We start from the raw sequence: 19,847 nt of genomic DNA on the forward strand, positions 1-19,847 counted from the left end.
GCATCACTCCTTGTCGGTCTTCGGGGTCAGGCCGGCGGCGCGCAGGCGCGCCAGTTCCTGGTGTTCGTAGGCGATGAACAGCTCCATCATCGCGCGGTACAGCTGCTCCATCAGCTCGGGGCTGCCGCCCTCGGCCGCGGCCTGTTCGCGCACGCGGTCGACGATGGTCTGGATGCGGTCTTCGTCGCGCACCCGCTGCGGGTCGTTCTTCACGCGCGCCGCCTGGGTCATGAAGCCGCTGCGCGTCACCAGCAGCGGCACGAGGATGTCGTCGAGGGCGTTCACGCCCTGGCGCACTTCCTCCATGGTGGTGCAGTGGGGCACCTTGTCGATTGCGCGGCTCATTCCAGTCCTTCCTCTACCAGTTCAGCGGCACGCAGCAGGGCCCGCGCCTTGTGTTCGGTTTCGCGCCATTCCATCTCGGGAATGGAGTCGGCCACCACGCCGGCCGCGGCCTGCACGTACAGCACGCCGTCCTTGATCACGCCGGTGCGGATCGCGATCGCCACGTCCATGTCGCCGGCAAAGCTCAGGTAGCCGCAGGCGCCGCCGTAGATGCCGCGCTTGACGGGTTCGAGCTGGTCGATGATTTCCATCGCATGCACCTTGGGCGCGCCGGTCAGCGTGCCCGCGGGGAACGTCGCCTTGAGCACGTCCATGCTGGTCATGCCGTCATTGAGCAGGCCTTCGACATTGCTGACGATGTGCATCACATGGCTGTAGCGCTCCACCGAGAACGCTTCGGTGACTTTCACGCTGCCGGTGCGCGCGATGCGGCCGATGTCGTTGCGCGCCAGATCGATCAGCATCACGTGCTCGGCACGTTCCTTGGGGTCGTTGATCAGCTCGACTTCCGTGGCCTTGTCGGCCTCGGGCGTGGCGCCGCGCGGGCGCGTGCCGGCCAGCGGGCGGATGGTGATCTTCTGGCCTTCGGGCGTCTTTTCCTGGCGCACCAGGATTTCCGGGCTGGCCCCCACCACATGGAAATCTCCAAAGTGGTAGTAGTACATGTAGGGGCTGGGATTGAGCGAGCGCAGCGCGCGGTACAGGCTCAGCGGGCTCTGCGTGTAGCGCTTGTGGATGCGCTGGCCCACCTGGACCTGCATGAAATCGCCGGCAGCAATCATTTCCTTGGCCTGCTCCACGGCGGCGATGTAGTCGGCCTTGGCAAAGCTGCGCTGGGCCGGGTGGCTTTCGCTGGCCTTGAGCTGGGGCGCGCTCACCGAGTAGCGCAGCTGCTCCTTGAGTTCGCGCAGGCGCTTCTTGCCGCGCGAATAGGCTTCGGGCTGGGCCGGGTCGGCGTAGACGATCAAATACAGCTTGCCCGACAGGTTGTCGATGACCGCGACTTCCTCGCACTGCAGCAGCAGGATGTCGGGGCAGCCCAGGTCGTCGGGCGGGCAGGAGTTCTCGAGTTTCTTCTCGATGTAGCGCACGGCGTCGTAGCCGAAATAGCCGGCCAGGCCGCCGCAAAACCGCGGCATGCCCGGCGTGAGCGCCACTTTGAAGCGCTGCTGGTAGGCGGCGATGAAGTCCAGTGGATTGCCGCCATGGGTTTCGACCACCTTGCCGTCGGTCACCACTTCGGTGGTGGCGGCGTCGCCAAAGCCGCTGGCGCGCAACAGGCTGCGCGCGGGCAGGCCGATGAAGCTGTAGCGGCCGAAGCGTTCGCCGCCGACCACGGATTCCAGCAGAAAGCTGTACTTGCCGTCGCCCTGGGCGTGGGCCAGCTTGAGGTACAGCGACAGCGGGGTTTCGAGGTCGGCAAAGGCCTCGACCATCAGGGGGATGCGGTTGAAGCCTTGCGCGGCAAGGCTTTTGAATTCCAGTTCTGTGATCACAGACAGAGCTCCCAGCTCGGGGGCGGCAGGCGGTTTCCGTGGGAAACGACGACAGCCGCAGTTCAATCTAACGGCCCGATAAGGGCCACGGGTGCACGCTGGGTCGTGCCCCAGGTGCCATCAAACGTTCGAGTGCGTAGGCTTGCGCCAGGGCCAGGCTCCCCGGTCTTTACAACCTGCAATGAACGTGCGGTGAATGAACATGGCCCAAAGTGTAGCAAACGATTGTTGGGCCTGGGGTCTTCAGGCGTGCAAGAAGGCCGGCGCAGCCGTCAATTCCTGCAGACTGGCGATGCAGGCGTCGGCATCGACGGCCTGCACCGGCTCGCCGTGGTTGTAGCCGTAGCTGACCAGCACCACGGGGCAGCCCGCGGCACGCGCGGCCCGGGCGTCGTTGCTCGAGTCGCCAATCATCAGCGTGCGCGCTGGCGCCGTGCCCAGCGCTTCGCAGGTCTTGAGCAGGGGCAATGGATCGGGTTTCTTGCGCTCGAACGAGTCGCCGCCGAACACCTTCTCGAAGAGCCCGTCCAGGCCCTTGGCAGCCAGCAGCGGCTGGGCAAAGGCCAGCGGCTTGTTGGTCAGGCAGGCCAGGCGCAGGCCCTGGGCGCGCAAGGCTTCGAGACCTTCGCGCACGCCGTCATAGACCTGGGCATACTGGCCGTTGATGGCCAGGTAGTGGTGCTGGTAACGCTCCCAGGCCTGGGGATAGACGCCTTCGATATCGGACACCTTGACATGCGCCAGCACGCTACGGATCAGATGCTCCGAGCCCTTGCCGACCATGTTCTCTATCGCCTGGACGGTGATGGCCGGCAGTTGCAGGTCGGCGAGCATGCCGTTGAGCGCTGCGCTGAAGTCGCCCAGCGTGTCGACCATGGTGCCGTCCAGATCCACGATGGCGGCGTCGAAATCAAAGGAGCGAAGAGCAGAGTGGCGCAAATGCATGGTGTGGCGGCAAAAAAATGGCGGTCGGCAATTATCGCCAACCGCCGGGCTCGGCGCAGGGGCCGTCAGCGATCAGGCCAGTTCAGCGCGCATCTTGGCTATCACGGCGCTGTAGTCGGGCTTGCCGAAAATGGCGCTGCCGGCGACAAAGGTATCGGCACCGGCGTCGGCGACGCGGCGGATGTTCTCGCCCTTGATGCCGCCGTCGACTTCCAGGCGGATGTCCTTGCCGGAAGCTTCGATGCGCTTGCGCGCTTCTTCGATCTTGCGGAAGGTGCTGTCGATGAAGCTCTGGCCGCCGAAACCGGGGTTGACGCTCATCAACAGAATCAGGTCGATGTCGTCGATCATCCAGTCCAGCACTTCGAGCGAAGACCCGGGATTGAACACCAGGCCGGCCTTGCAGCCGTGGGACTTGATCGCCTGCACGCTGCGGTGCACATGGGTGGACGCATCGGGGTGGAAGCTGATGTAGTCGGCGCCGGCCTGGGCGAAAGCCTGGGCCAGGGCATCGACGGGCTGCACCATCAGGTGCACGTCGATGGGGACGGCGACGCCTTCGGCGGTCTTGGCGTGGGGCTTCAAAGCCTCACAGATCATGGGGCCGAAAGTCAGGTTGGGAACGTAATGGTTGTCCATGACGTCGAAGTGGATCCAGTCTGCTCCGGCAGCTATGACGCTGCGGACTTCGTCACCCAGGCAGGCGAAGTCGGCGGACAGAATCGAGGGGGCGATACGGAAGGTGCGGCTCATTTGTCAATTGTCGCAGTTAGTATTGCACCATGCCGACCAACGACTTTCAGATTGAAGTGCAGCCCGAATACCTTGCGGAGCAGTCTGCTCCGGAAGCTGGCGTATTCCGCTTTGCATACACCATCACCGTCACCAACGCGGGCCACGCGCCCGCGCAGTTGATTGCCCGCCACTGGATCATCAGTGACAGCAACGGCCATACCGAGGAAGTGAAGGGACTGGGCGTCATCGGCCACCAGCCGCTGCTCCAGCCCGGCGAAGCCTTCCAGTACAGCAGCGGCTGCCAGCTGCGCACCCCCAGCGGCACCATGCACGGCAGCTACCTGTGCGTGAACGAGCAGGGCGAATCCTTTACCGCCCCCATCCCCTTGTTCGTGCTCGAAGCATTCGAGCCCGGTGCCAGTTCCCGCCCCTTGAGCGACCGCATACTGCACTGAATGAAGCGAAGCGTTTACGATCTTCCCCGCCTTCTGGTCGAGCTCGACCCCCAGGCCGATCTGGCCCACCGCCATCTCTGGCTGATTCACATGCTTCAGTGGGTGCGCGCACCCGCCCCCTCGACCGACGAAGCCGTGGCCCGCGTGCGCCAGTTCCTTGATGCGCTGGAAGCCGACCCCGACGCCCTGGCCCGCATGCAGGCCTGGTGGGCGCGCTTCATCGAAACCGTGGATCTCACCACCTTGCTGGCCGACTTTGGCTTCGCGCCACGCACGGCATTTTTCAGCGAGCTGAACGTACGCCTGCGCTACAAGCTGCTGCCGTCGAGCCCCGAGACCATAGACGCGTCCGAGCTGTTCATGCTGGCGCTGCCCGACGAATTCGACGCCCGCTGGCTCAACGCGCTGGACAGCGCACTGCTGCTGCGCCTGCGGGAGCTGGTGTCCCCGCCCCAGGACGGTCCCTCGTACTGGCAGCAGACGCTGCTCAGCGCCATCACCTATTGCGCCGGCCAGATCCTGTCCACGGGCTTTTCGCCCGAGTTGCGCCTGCGCATGAGCGAAAGCGCGCGCGACTCCCAGCCCTTCCATGCGCTGATCCACGACGTGGAAAACCTGCGCGTCGAAGTCCTGCTCGCGCTGCGCACGCCCGATCGCCTGGAGGCCGCCGAGCAGCGCCTGCGCGAGCGGCTCGACGCCTGCCGCGCGGCCACGGCCACGGTCTATTCGCATTTCGAATCCGAAGGCATTTCCGTCGGCCTGGTGTTCCGGCTGCGCCAGCTGCGCGAGCGCATCGTGCGCGTGCGCCGGCTGCTGGACTGCCTCGCGTCCGACCGGCCGGCCGCCGAAGCCGCGCCGCTGCTCGCCCACCTGGTGACCGTGGCCGCGGAGCGGCGCAGCGTACGCGCCTTGTTCTCCGCCAATTCCTCGCTGCTGGCCGCCAAGGTGACCGAGCGCAGCGCCGAGACCGGCGAGCACTACATCACGCGCAATGCATCCGAGTACCGCGCCATGGTCGGCAAGGCCGCGGGCGGCGGCACGGTGATGGCCGTGACCACCTTGCTCAAGTTCGCCATTGCGGCACTGGCCCTGTCGGCGTTCTGGAGTGGACTGATATCGGGCATCAATTACGCGCTCAGCTTTGTGCTGATCCAGATGCTGCACTTCACCGTGGCCACCAAGCAGCCCGCGATGACGGCGCCGGCCATGGCCGCCAAACTCAAGGACTTGCAGGACCAGGATGCGGTGGAAGACTTCGTCAGCGAAGTCGCCAATCTCACGCGCTCCCAGGTAGCGGCCATTCTGGGCAACGTGCTGCTGGTGCTGCCGGTCGCGCTGGGGCTGTCCTGGCTGTTCCTGCAGGCCTTTGGCCACCCGCCGCTGGATGTGGCGCACGCCAACCAGGTGCTCGATTCCCTGAGCCTGCTGGGCCCTTCCGTGCTGTTCGCGGCCTTCACCGGCGTGCTGCTGTTCGCCAGCAGCCTGATCGCGGGCTGGGTGGAAAACGCCTTTGTGCTGCTGCGCATGGAGTCGGTGATCCGCTACAACCCCAGCATCACGGGCTTTCTGGGCGATGAGCGCGCGGACCGCTGGGGCCACTTCCTGCGCAAGAACATCTCGGGCTTTGCGGCCAATATTTCGCTGGGCCTGATGCTGGGCCTGGTGCCGGCTTTCGCCAGCTTTTTCGGCCTGGGACTGGAAGTGCGCCACGTGACGCTGTCTGCCGGTCAGATCGGCGTGGCCAGCACCACCCTGGGCATGGAAGTGCTGCACAACAGCGCATTCTGGTGGGCCATGGCCATGCTGCCGTTCAATGGCGCGCTCAATGTGATCGTCAGCTTCCTGCTGGCGTTTCGCCTGGCCTTGCGCGCGCACAACGTCAGCGGCGTGGACCGGACCCGCATCTACCGAGCCATACGCGCACGCCTGCGCCGGGCACCGCTGAGCTTTTTCAAGCCATAGAAATGTGGCCCCCACGCTTGCTCGCTGCGCGTAGCTGCGCTGCCCCCCGAGGGGGCCGTCGCCGCCTTGGGGCGGCCCGGCGGCGGCGGGAGTGGATCTTCTCGGGCACTCTGCCGGCAGTACCACTACGTGGGCACTTGTCCTGCACGGCCTGAGGCGGTAGCGCGGTAGAGTCGCCAAGCAGTTTCCCGCCAGGCCCCAGCACGGCGGCGGGCGACGGCACTGACCGAAAGGAGAAAAAATCAATGGATGTTTTCACAGGCTTCTGGTCGCAGTGGCTGCGCCCGTCCGCCGGCCTGGTGACCTTGCAATGGTCGCTGCTGCTGGCCCTGGCCACCATCGGCGGCTCACTGTGCCAGCGTTACCTGGGCCTGCCCAAGGTGGTCGGCTATTCCGCGGTCGGCGCCGTGATCGGCTTCGCCGGCTTCAGCGGTGCGCCCTGGCCGCTGCAAGGCATCAGCCTGTTCCTGCTGGAGCTGGGCGTTTCCGTGGTGCTGTTCGAATGCGGCGGCCGCATTCCTTTGCGCTGGTTCCGCCACAACCCCATGGTGCTGGTGCAAAGCATTGCCGAAGCCGCGCTGACCTATTTTTCCGTGCTGTGGCTGCTGCGCTGGCTGGACACGCCGGCCGATGTCGCCGGCGCCATCGCCATGGTGGCCATGGCCGCCTCGCCGCTGGTGCTGTCGCGCGTGATCACCGACATGCGCGCCTCGGGCGCCGTGACCGACCGCGCCATGGTGCTGGCCACCCTGTCGACGCTGTACGCGCTGACGCTGGGCAGCGCCAACGCCGAAGTCTTTCACCGCCCCGCCCAGACGCTGCTGGACAGCAGCTCCGCCGTGATCGTGGTGCTGGGCGTGTCCATCGTGGTCGGCGCCGTGCTGTCGCTGCTGATGCGGCTGGCCCTGCGCTTCATGAGCCCGACCAGCGAAAACACGTCCATCCTGGTGCTGGCCCTGATCGCCGCCGGCACGGCCGTCGCCGCCCACCTGGGTGGCTCGGCGCCGCTGGCCGCGCTGCTGGGCGGCATGCTGCTCAAGCACCTGCATCCCCGCCCCTGGGCCTGGCCGCGGCAGCTGGGCACGGCCTCGTCCCTGCTGACCATCATGATGTTCGTGCTGGTCTCCACCGTGGCCGCGCAGGCCGACTGGAGCCTGCCGCTGGCCGGTGTGGTGCTGGCGGTGATCGTGGTGCGGCTGCTGGCCAAGGCCATAGGCGTGGGCCTGGGCAATGTGGGCAGCGGCGCGAGCTGGCGCCAGGCCATGTGGGTCAGCTGCGCGATGGCACCGATGTCGTCGGTGGCCCTGCTGATCGCCTCGCAGTTCGTGTCCGCCGCACCTGCCACCGGCGAGATGATTGCGCGCGTGGCCCTGCCCATGATCCTGCTGATGGAATTGCTGGGCGCCGTGGTGGCCAGCCTGGCCTTTTACCGCGCCGGGGAAAGCTCCAAGCCTTTGCGGCCCGAGACCCCCGAGACGAGCACAGGAGACCACCATGGGACTTGAAGCTTTCCACCATTCCGAGCCGCTGACGCTGGGCGTGGAACTCGAGCTGCAACTGCTCAACACGCACGACTACGATCTGGCGCCCTACGCCGAAGACATGCTGCGCCTGATGGCCAAGACCCCGCTGCCCGGCAGCGTGGTGCCCGAGATGACCAGCAGCATGATCGAGATCTCCACCGCCATCTGCCACTCGGCGTCCGAAGTGCTGGGTCAGCTCACGCCCATCCGCGACGCCCTGGTCAAGAACGCCGACAAACTCAACATTGCCATCGCCGGCGGCGGCACCCACCCGTTCCAGAAATGGCACGAGCAGCGCATCTACGACAAGCCGCGTTTTCGCGAGCTGTCCGACCTCTACGGCTACCTGGCCCAGCAGTTCACCATCTTCGGCCAGCATGTGCACATCGGCTGCCCCGATGCCGACGCAGCCCTGCTGATGCTGCACCGCATGTCGCGCTATATCCCGCACTTCATCGCCCTGTCGGCGTCCAGCCCCTATGTGCAAGGCCAGGACACGGCCTTCGATTCGGCGCGGCTGAATTCGGTGTTCGCCTTTCCACTGTCGGGGCGTGCGCCCTGCGTGCTGACCTGGGGCGAATTCGAGCACTACTTCGACAAGATGACCGCCACCGGCGTGGTCAAGAGCATGAAGGATTTCTACTGGGACATCCGCCCCAAGCCCGAATTCGGCACCATAGAAATCCGCGTCTTCGACACCCCGCTGACCATAGAGCGCGCGGCCGCGCTGGCCGGCTACGTGCAGTCGCTGGCGGCCTGGTTTCTCGACACCCAGCCGTTCACGCCCAGCGAAGACGACTATCTGGTCTACACCTACAACCGCTTCCAGGCCTGCCGTTTCGGCCTGGATGCGGTCTATGTGGACCCGGCCAGCGGCCAGCACATGCCGTTGGCCGAGCACATTCTCAAGACCATGGACCAGATCGCCGAACACGCCGCGCGCCAGGGCGCAGCGCCCTCGCTGCACCTGCTGCGCGCCGATGTGGCCACGGGCCTGAACGACGCCCGCTGGCTGCGCGAATGCCAGCGCGAAGAACAGTTGCTGGCCGAAGTCAGCCGCCAGGCGGCGCAGCGCTTTCGTGGGGGTATATGAAGCACCCCCTGAGAGGCTTCGCCTCTTCCCCCTCTCATCCTGCGGTGGAGGGGGACGGCACCGTCGCTGCGGGGCGGCCCTTGCTCGGTGCCCCTGGGCTGGGGCGCGCCGGTTTCATGGACCGTGAGTAGTGCGATCATCCTGAATCACTGAGACCTGAAAAATGACCATGGGTGAATTCGACCTGATCCGCACTTTTTTCACGCGCCCCGTGCGCCGCGCTGCTTTGGGCGTGGGCGACGACTGCGCGCTGCTGGCACCCGCGCCTGGCATGCAGCTGGCGATTTCCAGCGACATGCTGGTCGAAGGCCGGCACTTCTTTGCCGATGTGGACCCACGCCTGCTGGGCCACAAGGCGCTGGCCGTGAACCTCAGCGATCTCGCGGCCTGCGGCGCCCGGCCGCTGGCGTTCACGCTGGCCTTGTCGCTGCCGCGCGCCGATACGGCCTGGGTGGGCGCGTTCGCCCAAGGGCTGCTGGCGCTGGCCGACGCGCACCAGTGCGAACTCATAGGCGGTGACACCACGCAAGGCCCGTTGAACATCTGCATCACCGTCTTCGGCGAAGTGCCTGCGGGCCAGGCCTTGCTGCGCAGCGGTGCCCAGGCCGGTGACGACATCTACGTCAGCGGCAGCCTGGGCGATGCCCGGCTGGCGCTCGAAGCCCTGCAGGGCCGGCTGCAGCTGCCCGCGGACGTGCTGGCCGCCACCCGCCAGCGACTGGAGGCACCCAGCCCGCGCGTGGCCCTGGGCCTTGCCTTGCGCGGCATCGCCAGCAGCGCGCTCGACCTCAGCGACGGCCTGCTGGGCGACCTGGGCCACATCCTCACGCAATCGGGCGTGGGCGCCTGCATAGACACCCGGCTGACCAGCCCGCTGCTGGCCGCCGCGGCCCGCCTGCCGCTGGACCAGGCCCTGGTGCGCAAATGCACGCTGGCCGGCGGCGACGACTATGAGCTGTGCTTCACGGCCGCGCCCGCCTTGCGCGCCCAGGTGGCCGCCGCCGCCCAGGCCAGCGCCACGCCGGTCACGCGCATCGGCAGCGTGCAAGCCCAGTCGGGCCTGCGCCTGCTCGGCGCCGATGGCGAGGAACTGCTTGCGCGCTTCGCTTCGTTCGATCATTTCTCCGCCTAAACATCCGGCCCTAGAATTCCTCCATGCCCTTTCCTTTCGCCTCGCCCCGCCGTCCCGCCAGCGCACCGCCCGCGCCCTACCGCCCCAGCCTGCAATTCATGATGGCCCACCCGGCCCATTTCATCGCGCTGGGCCAGGGCTCGGGACTGGGCCGTGTGGCGCCGGGCACCGTCGGCAGCCTCTGGGGCTGGCTCAGCTTCTTGCTGCTGCAGCATTGGCTCACCTCGTCGCAGATAGGCTGGGCCATCGCTTTTGCCGCCCTGCTGGGCTGGTGGGCCTGCACGGTCACCGCGCAGCACATGCGCATCGCCGACCCGGGCCACATCGTCTGGGACGAAGTGGTCGCCATCTGGCTGGTACTGTGGCTGGCCATGCCCATGGGCGTATGGGGCCAGTTGATCGCGTTTGCGCTGTTTCGCTTCTTCGATGCCGTCAAGCCCCAGCCCGTGCGCTGGGCCGACCAGCTGTTCAAAGGCTTTGGCTGGCGCGGTGGCCTGGGCATCATGTTCGACGACCTGATCGCGGCCGGTTGCACCCTGCTGACCATCGCCCTGTGGCGGCATTTCTTCTTCTGAATTCCCCATGCACGACACCTCCGCACTCGTCACCGCCCTGTCCGCAGCGCTGCGCCAACGCGGCTGGCTCATGGCCACGGCCGAAAGCTGCACCGGTGGCTTGATCGCCGGCGCCTGCACCGACCTTGCGGGATCGAGCGACTGGTTCGAGCGCGGCTTTGTCAGCTATTCCAACCAGGCCAAGACCGAGATGCTGGGCGTGGACGCCGCGCTGATCGCCACCCATGGCGCTGTCAGCGAAGCCGTGGCCCTGGCCATGTCTCTGGGTGCGGTGGCGCACTCACGGGCCCAGTGCAGCCTGTCCGTGACCGGCGTGGCCGGACCCGGCGGCGGCTCTCCCGCCAAGCCCGTGGGCACGGTGTGGTTTGGCTGGAACGTCAACGGGCAAGCGGATGCCGAATGCCTGCAGCTGCCTGGCGACCGCGCCGCCGTGCGCCAGGCCACGCTGCAGCATGCGCTGGCGGGGCTGCTGCAGCGCCTGAGCGCCGCCAGCGCTTAAGAACGCCCCACCCTCTCCATCAGCTGCTGGCTGCCGGGCGTCAAGCCCGTGACCTCGACGGTGCAGCCATGGCGCTGCAGCCGTTGCACCACTTTTTCCAGCGCCGCCACGGCCGTGATGTCCCACAGCTGCGCACCGCTGACGTCGATGCGCACCTGCCGGCCTTCGGCGCCGCGCACATCGAAAGCGTCGACCAAGGCATCGGCCGAAGCGAAGAACACCTGGCCGGTGACGGTCCAGGTCCGCGTGCGGGTCAGCTCGTCATCCACGCAGCGCACCTGCAGCAGTTGCGACACCTTGGCCATGAAGAACACGCCGCTGAGCAGCACGCCCACGGCCACGCCCAGGGCCAGGTTGTGGGTCAGCAGGGTCAGCACCACCGTGGCCAGCATCACCGTCGTCGATGTCTTGGGATGGCGCGCGATCTCTCCCAGACTGCCCCAGTGGAACGTCGCCACCGACACCGTGACCATGATGGCCACCAAGGCGACGACCGGCACCAGCGCCACCCAGGGCTTGAGCAGCACGATCAGCACCAGCAGGAACACGCCGGCAAACAGCGTCGACAGCCGGCCGCGCCCGCCGTAGGTCACATTGCCCACGGCCTGGCCTATCATGCCGCAGCCGGCGATGCCGCCAAAGCAGCTCGCCGCCAGATTCGCCAGGCCCAGGCCCGTGCATTCTCGGCTCTTGTCACTGGGCGTGTCGGTCATCTCGTCGATGACCGCGGCCGTCAGCACGGATTCGAGCAGGCCCACCATGGCAATCGCGATCGCGGGCAGCAAGATGATGCGCAGCGTCTCCCAGGCCAGCGGCACTTCGGGCAGGCCGAATGAGGGCAGCGCATCGGGCAGATGGCCCAGATCGGCCACGGTCGCCACCGGCAGGCCCAGGCCCGTGGCCAGCAGCGTCAACACCAGCACGCAGATCAGCGGCGAAGGAATGGCGGCCAGCGCCGTCCAGCCCAGACGGCGCGCCAGCCAGGGCAGGCCGTAGATCAGCGCCAGGCCCAGCGCCAGCAGCCCCCAGCCGGCCGCATTCGCGTCCCGCAGATGGGGCAGCTGCGCGCTGAAGATCAGAATCGCCAGCGCGTTGACGAAGCCGGTGCGCACTGAACTCGAGACAAAGCGCACCAGCAAGCCCATGCGCAGCCAGCCGAAAATGACTTGCACCACGCCCGCGAGCAATCCCGCGGCCAGCAGATAGGGCAGGCCGTGCGACTGCACCAGCGGCGCAGCCACCAGCGCCACCGAACCGGCCGCGGCTGAAATCATGGCCGGGCGCGCGCCCGCGAAGGCGATCACGATGCTGATCACGAACGAGGCGTACAGCCCCACGGCCGGATCCACGCCCGCCACAAACGAAAAGGCAATGACTTCGGGAATCAGCGCAAACGTGGCAACAGCGCCGGCCAGCAGCTCACGCGGAATGCTGGGCGCCCATTCGGCACGCAGGCGGGAAAGAAAAGGGGTGGCCATAACGATCAAGGCGCACGCCGCGCACCCTGCCAAAAAAAGAGCCATGTTAGGCCCAGGGCACTGCCTATGAAACTGGCGTGCCCCAGCATGGGGGCAGCGAGGAAGGGCCGCCCCGCACCGAGGCTGCCGCCCCCCCTCCACCGAAGGATGAGAGGGGGGAGCCGCGTCAGCGGCTCAGGGGGTGCTTGAGTCAAGCCCCACAGCACTTCTTGAACTTCTTGCCGCTGCCGCAAGGGCAGGCGTCATTGCGGCCGGGCTGCACGCCCTTGACGATGGTTTCCTGGCGGGGACCCATGCTCTTCCACAGCTGGCGCAGGTCGTAAATGCCCCAGATGGCTTCGCCAAACGTTTCCACGCGAGCCTGGCTGGTGCTGGCCGGACCGTTTTCGTCGTACATGCAGACTTCGGGCTTGCCGGTGTCGTCTTCGGTCAGCGCCACAACGGATTCGAGTGCGGCGTTGAGCCACTGGGCGGCTTCCTTGTCGCGCGGTGCAGCCCACTCTTCTGGCCAGTTTTCCACGGCGAACATGAAACCCAGCGCCCAGACCTGGCCGAAGGAAGGAATGTCCTGGCCTTCCATTTCAGCGCGCTCTTCCTCGGGCAGGCTGGCGATGGCGCCGCGCATGTCCATGGCTTCGGGCTGGAACGTGCGGTCGTCTTCCAGCGTCTTCACATCGGTGTCGAGCTGCTGCGTCACTTCGTCCCAACGGGCCTGCCACAGCGCCATGAAGCGCTCCTGCTGCTCGAGGTCCTTGAAAGCTTCCAGCTTGGGCATGGGCGCGCCTTCGGCCACTTCCAGCTCGGCGCCGTCGCCCAGCAGCATGGGCAGGTACTCGGCCGGGGGAATCGCACGGCGGGTGCAGACCAGGGCGGTGAGGAAACCGTCGCAGAATTCCCACTGGGGAATTTCTTCGGCGCGCGAGCGCAGGTCTTCGAGAATCAGGTCCAGCTCTTCGAGGTCGTCGCCGTCGAGCGCGCCCTCGGGCGCCAGGTCGGCGTCCAGAACTTCGTCAGGGATAGGAGTGGTTTGGTCGGTCATGGTGGATCTTTCGTGGAGGCCGCGGCCATTGCATGCGCGCGTCACGGCCGGGGCGGTGCGCAGTGCACCAGGTAATCGCCGGCAGTGTAGCTGGCTGGCATAGCCACAGCCGGGCACAGGAGTATCTCGGCAGCGCCAGCCCTGTCAGGCCGGCACAGCCGCTTCGGCGGGCGCCAGCAGCAGCTGATTGCCCACCGTCGCGCCCAGGCCGGCCAGGCGCTTGCGCTGCGTGAGCACGGCCTTGTCCTTGCTCAGCAGCAAGGCCTGGTGCTGGGCGGCCAGGGCCAGGAAATGCTGGTCATCGGGGTCCTTGCAGACGATACGGATGGCCGGAGCTTCGGACAGATAGGCCACGCCCGCGTCGAATGCCGCGAGCACGCCGTCTTGGCTGAGCCCGTGAAAAGCCACGCGCGGCGCGATCTGTGGATAAGTCAGCACCCGCTCCAGCTCCACGCGTTGCGCGGTGTCGGCAATCCAGCGCACGGCGCCCTGCTCCAGCAGGTCGCGCACAGGGGCGATCTGCGGGTCTTTGAAGACCAGCAGATCGAGCACCATGTTGGTGTCGAGAATCAGCGGCCGCAGCGCGCCCTGGGGGGCCGCATAGGATGCATTGCACTGCGGCCAGCGCAGCACAATCTTCATGCTGGCGTCATTCCTTGGCTGCAGCGCCGCCGGCGTCGGCGTTCTTGCGCGGCTTGGCCGAGCCCTTGATCATGTCGAAGCGGAACATCCGGCATTCGATGGGACCGTTCCACAGCGGCACGCGGCGCGATTCCTTCAGCCGCATCTTGCCCGGCAGCTTGAGGTCGGGCGTGAGCATCCAGGCCTGCCAGCCGCTGTAGTTCTTCTTCCAGTGCGAGGCCAGCGCGTTGAAGAATTCCACGCCGTCTTCGGTCTGCGCCGTTTCGCGCCCCATCTGCTCGACCTGGCCCATGCGCTCGGCCGCATTGCGACCGGCCGTGCCGGCGGCGGCAATGCGCTCGCCGTAAGGCGGGTTCAGCACCATCACGCCAGGCTGCTCGCAGGGCGGCATGCGCTGCAAGGCGTCGCCGCCGCGCAGCTCAACGGCCCGGGCCACGCCCGCGCGCTCCGCATTGCGTTCGGCGAAATCGACCATGCGGTGCGATACGTCCGAGCCGTAAATGCCCACCGGGCTTTCGCAGATCGCATCTTCGGCCTGGCGCACGATGGCTTCCCAGACATGGGGCTGGAAAGGCACGAGCTTTTCGAAGGCAAAGCGGCGTTGGATGCCAGGCGGAATCTTGCAGGCGATTTGCGCCGCTTCGATCACCACCGTACCGCTGCCGCAGCAGGGGTCGTACAGCGGCTGCGGGTTGTCGCCGTGCGGATCCCAGCCGGTGGCGGCGATCATGGCCGCGGCCAGCGTTTCCTTCAGCGGCGCGTCGCCCTTGTCTTCCCGCCAGCCGCGCTTGAACAGCGCTTCGCCCGACGTGTCGATGTAAATCGTCGCTTCGTCGGTGGTCAGGTGCAGGTGCACGCGCAGATCGGGATAGCGGGTTTCGACGTCCGGGCGCACGCCGGTCTTGGCGCGGAAACGGTCGGCGATCGCATCCTTGACGCGCAAGGCCGCGAAATTCAGGCTGGTCAGCGGGCTGTGCTGCGACGTGACTTCGATCTTGAAGCTTTGGCGCGTGGTGAACCAGATCTCCCAGGCCACCTCGCTGGCCGCACGGTACAGATCGTTCTCGCTGCGGTACATCGTGGTCGACAGTTGCACCAGTACCCGCTGGGCCAGACGGCTGTGCAGGTTGAGCAGCAGCGCATCGCGCCAGGAGGCACGCAGCATCACACCGCCGCGCCCGACCAACAGGTCGTTACCCGTCAGCCCGGTGATACGGTGGGCCTCTTCGGCCAAATAGTCCTCAACGCCGGCGGCGCAGGGCAAAAACAGTTGCAGTTGATTCATAGCAGGGGAGCAAGCATACGCGTTTGCGGGGGATTACGCGCATGCGAGGGCTTGCCTACAGGGCTTTGCGCAGATTGGCCGGGGCGATTTTCAGCACGTCGCGGTATTTGGCCACGGTGCGGCGCGCGCACTCGATGCCCTGCTCCTTGAGCATTTCCGCCAGTTGGCTGTCGGACAGCGGCTTGGTCGGGCTTTCCGCCGCGACGAACTGCTTGATCAGCGCCCGCACCGCGGTGCTCGACGCATTGCCGCCGGTCTCCGTGCCCAGGCCCGAACCAAAGAAATACTTGAGCTCATAGGTGCCCATGGGCGTGGCCATGTACTTGGCCGTGGTCACCCGGCTGATGGTCGACTCATGCAGACCCAGCTCGTCGGCAATGTCGCGCAGCACCAGCGGCCGCATCGCCAGCTCGCCATGGGTGAAGAAGTTCTTTTGCCGCTGCACGATGGCCTGCGACACGCGCAAGATGGTGTCGAAACGCTGCTGGATGTTCTTGATGAACCAGCGCGCTTCCTGCAACCGCTGCTGCAGTCCCGCATGCCCTTCGCTGCCCTTGTGGCCGCGCAAGGCATTGGCATAGATGTCATGCACGCGCAGGCGCGGCATGACTTCGGGGTTGAGCTGCACGCTGAACTGGGGCTGGCCGTCACCGCTGCTGCGCGCCAGCTTGCGCACGATCACATCGGGGACGATGAGGTTGCGCTCCACGTCGGCAAAGCGCCGGCCGGGTCGTGGCTCCAGCCGGCCAATCAAGGCGATGGCGGCGCGAACGCGTTCGTCGCTGGCCCCGCAGGCCTGCATCAGGCGGCGCACGTCGCGCCGCGCCAGCAGTTCCATGGGTTGGGCGCAAATGCGCAGCGCCACCTGCACCGTTTCGTCGTCGATGTCCTGATCGGCCAGATGCGTGCCTGCGCGCCGCGCCAGGTCCTGCAATTGCAGCGTCAGGCATTCGGCCAGGCCACGCGCGCCCACGCCCACGGGCTCCAGCGATTGCAGCAGGCGCAGCGCCACCGTGAAATGGTGGACCAGCTCTTCCTGCTCTTCGAGCGCATCCGGGCCGGCCAGGCCCGCGGCCAGCTCTTCCAGTGGGTCTTCGAGGTAGCCGTGCTCGTTGAGCGATTCGATGAGAAAACGCAAGGCCGCGCGATCGACGTCGTTGACGCGCAGCGACAGCGCCTGGCGGTGCAGGTAATCGGTCAGCGACTCCTGGCTGCGAGCCAGCTCCGTGGCATCGGCCTCGTCATCGCCCTGACCGCTGCGCGCGCGCGCTTCACCGCCCCACTCGCTGTCGTCCGGGGCCAGGGCAGCGCTGCCGTCACCGTCCCAATCGGGCGCGGCATCCACGGGCGCAGCCACATCACCGCCATCGGCATCGCTGCTGGTGCTGGTCTTGTCGGTGCTCGCCGGGCCGGCATACTGCGCGTCTTCCAGCGCATAGTCGTCGCGCTGCGCCGGCGCATCGGCCTGGGCCAGGCCGAACTCCTCGCGCTCAGCCTCTTCCGTGGTGCGCTCGAGAAAAGGGTTGTCGTCGAGCATGTGCTCGACTTCCTGGGTCAGCTCCAGGGTGGAGAGCTGCAGCAACCAGATCGACTGCTGCAGTTGGGGCGTGAGTGCGAGATGCTGCGATACGCGTAGTGACAGTCCCGGCTTCAACAGCATTCCCCCTTGACACGACACAAGCTACAGCACATGGCCATCACATCCTGAAATGCTCGCCGAGGTACACCCGGCGTACATCGGCGTTGTCCACAATCTCGGCCGGTGTTCCCTGGGCGAGCACATGGCCGTCGCTGATGATGAAAGCGTGATCGCAAATACCCAGGGTTTCGCGCACATTGTGGTCCGTGATCAGCACGCCAATTCCGCGCGCCTTGAGGAAACCGATGATGCGCTGGATCTCGATCACGGCGATAGGGTCGATGCCGGCAAAAGGCTCATCGAGCAGAATGAAGCGTGGCTGCGTGGCCAGCGCCCGGGCAATTTCCACGCGCCGGCGCTCGCCACCCGACAGCGCCAGGGCGGGCGACGCACGCAAATGGTCCACGCGCAACTCCTGCAGCAGGGCCAGCAGGCGTCGCTCGATCTCGTCCCGGGTCAGCGGCTGGCCCTTGTCGTCGCGCTGCAGCTCCAGCACGGCGCGCACATTATCTTCCACGCTCAGCTTGCGGAAGATCGATGCCTCCTGGGGCAGATAGGACAGGCCCAGGCGCGAACGCTGGTGGATGGGCATGTTGCCGACCGCCTGGCCATCAATGAAGATGTCCCCGGCGTCGCAGCGCACCAGGCCCACGATCATGTAGAACGACGTGGTCTTGCCCGCGCCGTTGGGCCCCAGCAGGCCGACGACTTCGCCTTTCTGCACCACCAGCGACACATCCTTGACCACCTTGCGGCTGCCATAGGACTTGGCCAGGTGTTTGACTTCGAGACGGCTGGTTTCAGGCAGCGGGGGAGATGGGTTCACGGCGCGCAGCTCATTTCTTGGGTTCGATGGTCGTGCTCGGCCGCAGATCGCCACCCGGCGCGGGCGCCGGTGCGGGCGGCCGTTCCTTGGGAGCCAGCACGGCGCGCACGCGCCCGCCATTGTTGGCCGCGCTGGCATCGCCCGCACGCGGCAGGCCGTCCACCGTGAACACATCGGTCAGGTTGTTGTAGACAATCACCGCGCCCGTGATCTCGTCGCTCAGGGTCGCGCCCCGGTAGCGGCGCAGTTCGCCGCGGCGGATCAGCTTGACGTTGTCGGCCTTGCCGTCGTATTCGATGACTTCGGCCTCGCCTTCCACATATTCGTCGGGCTGGCCAGCCACGGTATCGCGCTTCTGGCGGAAAAACGCGCGCTTGCCCTCGGCCGCCTTCACGACGCCGTACTGGTAGCCCTCGGCGTCCTGGCGCACGTCCAGCTGTGCGCCGCGCAGCACGATCGTGCCCTTGGTCATCACGACGTTGCCGGTGAACACGCTGGTTTGCTGCAGTTCATCGTGGCGCATGGCATCGGCTTCGATGTTCATGGGCTTGTTGCGATCGGCCTTCTCGGCATGGACAGCGCCGCAGACCAGGACCGAGAGCAAGAGAATGGGGAGTAGGCGTTTTTTCATGGAGGGCACGAATCTTGCAGCCATTGTAGGGCGGCACGCTGTAACGATCACAAAAAAGCCCGCTGAAAGCGGGCCGGACTGGCGAGGGCCGCAAGCGCCCCTCGCATCGAGCGCCAGGACTTCAGCCCTTGCGGCTCACGCCGATCAGGTAGTCGGTCACGCGCAGCACCTTGGCCATGTCGCCCGCGAGGGTACCGTCGGTGTAGAAGCGGCCGGCCACGCCGATCGCAGGCACGCCTTCGACGTTGTATTCCTGCTGCAGCTGGGTCGCCTTGCGCACCTGGTTGGACACCGTGAAGGAGTTGTAGCTCTCCTTGAACTTGTTCACGTCCAGGCCTTGCTTGCCAATCCAGGCAAAGATGTCTTCGTCCTTGGCCAGGCGGTTGCGCTCGACGTGGATCGCCTGGAATACCTTGGCGTGCACTTCATCGAGCTTGCCCATGGCCAGCAGCGCGTAGTAGAGCTTTTGCTGGGGAATGAAGCTGGCGTTGAAGCCCACGGGTACGCGCTGCACCACCACGTCGGCGGGCGCCGCTGCCTTCCAGGCCGCGAATGCCGGCTCGAAAGCGTGGCAATGCGGGCAGCTGTACCAGAAGAACTCCAGCACTTCGACCTTGCCGGCGCCGGCCGTGGTCGGCACGGGCTTGGCCAGCTTGACGTAATCCTTGCCCTCCTTGGCTGCGGCCTGGGCCAATGCAGGCGTGGTCACAGCCAGGGAAAGGACGGAAGCAGAGGCTGCCGCTGCGGCAACCAGAGAAAACTCACGGCGTTTCATGAAACAACACTCCTTGTTCGGTTCTGGTAGGTCTGAGAGTCTGGGCGCTGAAAAGTTCAGCGCTGCACGCGCACCAGCGCAGAATCCACGCCCGCGCCTTCCAATTTCAGCTTGAGCTGCTCGGCATCGTCACGCTTGGCGAACGGGCCTACGCGCACACGAAACACCGTACGGCCGTTTTGCTCGCGCTCGCTCACCCGCGATTCCCAGCCCAGCATGGCGAGCTTGGCGCGCTGTGCTTCGGCATCGGGCTGACTGCGGAAAGCGCCGGCCTGCACGAAGTAGTTGAACGCATCGGCTGCATTGGCCTCGGCCGACTTGGCCTTGACCAGATCGCCCAGTGGATCGCTGGAAGCCGCAGCCTTGCTGCCAGGCTTGGTTTCCGGCTTGCCGTCGGGCTTGACCGCTGGCACGGGAGTCGTCGGGTGCGGCGGCTGTACCTGCGGCGTGGAGGGCACGACGTCGGGCATGGGCTGCACCAGGCCAGCGCCGGCGTCCGGCTGCACCGGCTCCGCGCTGCCCGGCAGGCTGGGCACCGGCATCCGCGCCGGGTTCTTGCCGTACAGGGGAGAGTTCGGATCCCAATCCTTGTTTTTCTGCGCCTCTGCCGCATCCTGCTCGGCCGGTTTGGGGCCTTTGGTGAGGAAGGGCACAGGCACCTTGGTGACGTACACCGCCACGGCCAGGGCTGCGCCCAAGCCGATGATGATGCCCAAGATGAGCCCGATGACGGTGCCGCCGCGTTGCTGAGTCTTCATGATGGCCTGGTCGA

General features: G+C 66.4%; 20 protein-coding genes. 7 read left to right on the forward strand and 13 right to left on the reverse strand.

Annotated elements, in window-relative coordinates:
• Positions 1-3: 3 nt before the first annotated feature.
• From N0K08_RS08015 to rpe, 4 genes are all read right to left on the reverse strand, one after another.
• Positions 4-345 (reverse strand): chorismate mutase, encoded by a 342-nt coding sequence (locus N0K08_RS08015; RefSeq protein WP_261499603.1) that lies wholly within the window; start codon positions 343-345, stop codon positions 4-6.
• Positions 342-1,841 carry an anthranilate synthase component I gene (trpE, locus tag N0K08_RS08020; RefSeq protein WP_261499604.1) on the reverse strand — a complete coding sequence of 500 codons (1,500 nt, stop codon included), beginning with the start codon at positions 1,839-1,841 and terminating at the stop codon, positions 342-344. The genes N0K08_RS08015 and trpE overlap by 4 nt, the downstream gene beginning before the upstream one ends.
• Positions 1,842-2,084: 243 nt before the next feature.
• Entirely contained in the window at positions 2,085-2,786 is a 702-nt protein-coding gene (locus N0K08_RS08025; protein WP_261499605.1) for a phosphoglycolate phosphatase, read from the reverse strand.
• 72 nt (positions 2,787-2,858) lie between these two features.
• Complete coding sequence (gene rpe, locus N0K08_RS08030) at positions 2,859-3,539, reverse strand: ribulose-phosphate 3-epimerase (protein WP_261499606.1); 681 nt, start codon at positions 3,537-3,539, stop codon at positions 2,859-2,861.
• Between the two features lie 29 nt (positions 3,540-3,568).
• Between rpe and apaG the strand changes: the two genes are divergently transcribed.
• The 7 genes from apaG (at position 3,569) to N0K08_RS08065 (ending at position 10,760) form a co-directional block, all read left to right on the forward strand.
• Entirely contained in the window at positions 3,569-3,976 is a 408-nt protein-coding gene (gene apaG, locus N0K08_RS08035) for a Co2+/Mg2+ efflux protein ApaG (protein ID WP_261499607.1), read from the forward strand.
• A complete protein-coding gene (locus N0K08_RS08040; RefSeq protein ID WP_261499608.1) occupies positions 3,977-5,938 on the forward strand; it encodes a site-specific recombinase in 1,962 nt (653 codons plus the stop codon). It begins immediately after the preceding gene.
• 245 nt (positions 5,939-6,183) lie between these two features.
• Entirely contained in the window at positions 6,184-7,443 is a 1,260-nt protein-coding gene (locus tag N0K08_RS08045; RefSeq protein ID WP_261499609.1) for a cation:proton antiporter, read from the forward strand.
• Complete coding sequence (locus tag N0K08_RS08050; protein WP_261499610.1) at positions 7,433-8,554, forward strand: YbdK family carboxylate-amine ligase; 1,122 nt, start codon at positions 7,433-7,435, stop codon at positions 8,552-8,554. The genes N0K08_RS08045 and N0K08_RS08050 overlap by 11 nt, the downstream gene beginning before the upstream one ends.
• Before the next feature lie 169 nt (positions 8,555-8,723).
• Positions 8,724-9,686 (forward strand): thiamine-phosphate kinase, encoded by a 963-nt coding sequence (gene thiL / locus N0K08_RS08055; protein ID WP_261499680.1) that lies wholly within the window; start codon positions 8,724-8,726, stop codon positions 9,684-9,686.
• A gap of 23 nt (positions 9,687-9,709) precedes the next feature.
• The gene (locus tag N0K08_RS08060; protein WP_261499611.1) at positions 9,710-10,261 is read left to right on the forward strand and encodes a phosphatidylglycerophosphatase A family protein; all 552 of its coding nucleotides are present in this window, start codon (positions 9,710-9,712) and stop codon (positions 10,259-10,261) included.
• A 7-nt stretch (positions 10,262-10,268) separates the two neighbouring features.
• The gene (locus N0K08_RS08065) at positions 10,269-10,760 is read left to right on the forward strand and encodes a CinA family protein (RefSeq protein WP_261499612.1); all 492 of its coding nucleotides are present in this window, start codon (positions 10,269-10,271) and stop codon (positions 10,758-10,760) included.
• Here N0K08_RS08065 and N0K08_RS08070 read toward each other — a convergent pair.
• The 9 genes from N0K08_RS08070 to N0K08_RS08110 form a co-directional block, all read right to left on the reverse strand.
• A complete protein-coding gene (locus tag N0K08_RS08070) occupies positions 10,757-12,238 on the reverse strand; it encodes a SulP family inorganic anion transporter (protein WP_261499614.1) in 1,482 nt (493 codons plus the stop codon). The two genes, N0K08_RS08065 and N0K08_RS08070, sit on opposite strands and share 4 nt — an antisense overlap.
• 190 nt (positions 12,239-12,428) lie before the next feature.
• Positions 12,429-13,277 (reverse strand): YecA/YgfB family protein, encoded by an 849-nt coding sequence (locus N0K08_RS08075; RefSeq protein ID WP_261499615.1) that lies wholly within the window; start codon positions 13,275-13,277, stop codon positions 12,429-12,431.
• Positions 13,278-13,421: 144 nt separating this feature from the next.
• Entirely contained in the window at positions 13,422-13,919 is a 498-nt protein-coding gene (locus N0K08_RS08080; protein WP_261499616.1) for a PIN domain-containing protein, read from the reverse strand.
• A 7-nt stretch (positions 13,920-13,926) separates the two neighbouring features.
• Complete coding sequence (locus N0K08_RS08085) at positions 13,927-15,204, reverse strand: THUMP domain-containing class I SAM-dependent RNA methyltransferase (protein ID WP_261499617.1); 1,278 nt, start codon at positions 15,202-15,204, stop codon at positions 13,927-13,929.
• A 55-nt stretch (positions 15,205-15,259) separates the two neighbouring features.
• Positions 15,260-16,858: an RNA polymerase factor sigma-54 gene (locus N0K08_RS08090; RefSeq protein ID WP_261499682.1), complete on the reverse strand. Its 1,599-nt coding sequence runs from the start codon at positions 16,856-16,858 to the stop codon at positions 15,260-15,262.
• A gap of 43 nt (positions 16,859-16,901) precedes the next feature.
• A complete protein-coding gene (lptB, locus tag N0K08_RS08095; protein WP_261499618.1) occupies positions 16,902-17,669 on the reverse strand; it encodes an LPS export ABC transporter ATP-binding protein in 768 nt (255 codons plus the stop codon).
• Between the two features lie 10 nt (positions 17,670-17,679).
• On the reverse strand, positions 17,680-18,300 hold the full coding sequence (gene lptA, locus N0K08_RS08100) for a lipopolysaccharide transport periplasmic protein LptA (RefSeq protein ID WP_261499619.1): 621 nt from the start codon (positions 18,298-18,300) through the stop codon (positions 17,680-17,682).
• A 121-nt stretch (positions 18,301-18,421) separates the two neighbouring features.
• Positions 18,422-19,075, reverse strand: a complete 654-nt coding sequence (locus N0K08_RS08105; protein ID WP_261499620.1) for a thiol:disulfide interchange protein DsbA/DsbL — start codon at positions 19,073-19,075, stop codon at positions 18,422-18,424.
• Positions 19,076-19,131: 56 nt separating this feature from the next.
• Entirely contained in the window at positions 19,132-19,833 is a 702-nt protein-coding gene (locus N0K08_RS08110) for an SPOR domain-containing protein (RefSeq protein ID WP_261499621.1), read from the reverse strand.
• Positions 19,834-19,847 lie beyond the last annotated feature (14 nt).

It is taken from the genome of Acidovorax bellezanensis (assembly GCF_025421555.1).
GTDB lineage: Bacteria > Pseudomonadota > Gammaproteobacteria > Burkholderiales > Burkholderiaceae_C > Comamonas > Comamonas bellezanensis.